Source organism: Micromonospora deserti, assembly GCF_003236335.1.
Classification (GTDB): domain Bacteria; phylum Actinomycetota; class Actinomycetes; order Mycobacteriales; family Micromonosporaceae; genus Micromonospora; species Micromonospora deserti.
Genome location: NZ_POUB01000485.1, coordinates 1 through 1,814, shown reverse-complemented (window position 1 = coordinate 1,814; position 1,814 = coordinate 1). Strand labels below are relative to the sequence as shown.

General features: G+C 73.5%; 2 protein-coding genes. One reads left to right on the top strand and one right to left on the bottom strand.

Features of this window, described 5'->3' with window-relative positions:
• Positions 1 to 56: 56 nt before the first annotated feature.
• On the bottom strand, positions 57 to 557 hold the full coding sequence (locus tag C1I99_RS31390) for a metallophosphoesterase family protein (protein ID WP_111137752.1): 501 nt from the start codon (positions 555 to 557) through the stop codon (positions 57 to 59).
• Between the two features lie 262 nt (positions 558 to 819).
• Here C1I99_RS31390 and C1I99_RS31385 point away from each other — a divergent pair.
• The coding region (locus tag C1I99_RS31385; protein ID WP_111137751.1) for a glycoside hydrolase family 6 protein at positions 820 to 1,814 on the top strand (995 nt) is incomplete at its 3' end.

The following is a 1,814-nucleotide window of genomic DNA, read 5'->3' as shown; positions in this document are numbered from 1 at the left end:
GGGCTGGCACCGATCGACGCCCGCGAGGCGGAGATCCGGCCGCGGCCGGTGCGGAGTCAGCGCGGTGGGAGGCGGTGCAGCTTGACCTCGGCGAGTCGATCCGCCGCCACCCGCGCCGTCAGGTAGGTGGCGTACGGCTGGGCGCGGCGGTCGGTCGGCGAGCCGGGGTTGAGTAGGCGCAGCCCGCCGGGTGCGACGGTGTCCCACGGGATGTGCGAGTGGCCGAACACCAGCACATCGGTATCCGGGAAGCGGGCCGCGCAGCGCTCCTCCCGGCGGGCCTTGGGCCCGGTCTCGTGCACCACCGCCACCCGTAGCCCGGCCAGCTCCACCCGGGCGATCTCCGGCAGCCGGGCGCGCAGCGCCGGCCCGTCGTTGTTGCCGTACACGCCGACGAGCCGGCGTGACCGCGCCGCCATGGCATCCAGCAGCGCCTCGTCCACCCAGTCCCCGGCGTGCAGCACCACGTCGGCGGCGTCGACCGCCGCCCAGAGCGGCTCCGGCAGGTCCCGGGCCCGCTTCGGCACATGCGTGTCCGCGATGATCACCATGCGCATCCGGCCATTCTCCCCCGCTACCGCCCCGCTCGCCGGGAACGCCGGCGGCCGGCGGTGCCTGCGAACGGTGGAGGGTTGCCGGGCGCCGACAATCGGCAGTCGACCCGCTGCCCGCGCCATCCCGACGGCCCGGCTTTTTCAGCGGGCTGGCGGAGGCCGTCCGACGCGACCAGAGCTCTTCACAGACCGGAAACAAGCACGTAGGTTATCGACGTTGTGGGAGCGCTTCCAGTGGCGCTCTTCGATTTGCATGGGAGACGCCATGAGAAGCAGACCCGCGCTCGCCGCGGCAGCCGCCGCGGCAGCCACGCTCACCGCCGCCACCACCGTTCTGTTCGGCCTGGTCCGGGCCCCGGCGGCGGTCGCCGCCGACTCCGCGTTCTACGTCGACCCGGCCACGGCCGCCGCCGCCTGGGTCGCCGCGAACCCCGGCGACCCCCGGGCCGCGGTGATCCGGGACCGGATCGCCACCGTCCCGCAGGGCCGCTGGTTCACCCGGACCAACACCTCGACGGTACGAGCCGAGGTGGACGCCCTGGTCGGGGCGGCTGCCGCCGCCGGGAAGGTGCCGATCCTGGTGGTTTACAACATCCCCAACCGGGATTGCAGCGGGGCGAGCACCGGCGGGGCCCCGGACCACGCCAGCTACCGGCAGTGGATCGACCAGGTCGCCGCCGGGCTGGCCGGGCGACCGGCGACGGTCATCCTGGAGCCGGACGTGCTGCCCCTGATGACGAGCTGCCAGAACGCGAGCCAGCAGGCCGAGACGATGGCGTCGATGGCGTACGCCGGCAAGAAGCTCAAGTCCGCCTCGACCGCCGCCAAGGTCTACTTCGACACGGGGCACTCGGCGTGGCTCTCCCCGGGTGAAGCCGCCGCCCGGCTCACCGGCGCTGACATCGCCAACAGCGCGGACGGCATCTCACTGAACGTGTCGAACTACCGGCGCACCGCGGACGAGATCACGTACGCCAAGGCGGTCATCGCGGCGACCGGGGTGTCCCGGCTGAAGGCGGTCATCGACACCAGCCGCAACGGCAACGGACCGAACGGCTCGCAGTGGTGCGACCCGGCCGGCCGCGCGATCGGCACCCCCAGCACCACCGCCACCGGTGACCCGGCGATCGACGCGTTCCTGTGGATCAAGCTGCCCGGCGAGGCAGACGGCTGCATCGCCCCGGCCGGTCAGTTCGTCCCGCAGCGGGCGTACGACCTGGCCGTTGCTGCCGGCCCCACCACCACTCCGCCGACCAGCGC

Bases quoted from the DNA above. Each gene is read 5' to 3' on its own strand.
- C1I99_RS31390 (WP_111137752.1), bottom strand. From the start codon at position 557: ATGCGCATGGTGATCATCGCGGACACGCATGTGCCGAAGCGGGCCCGG.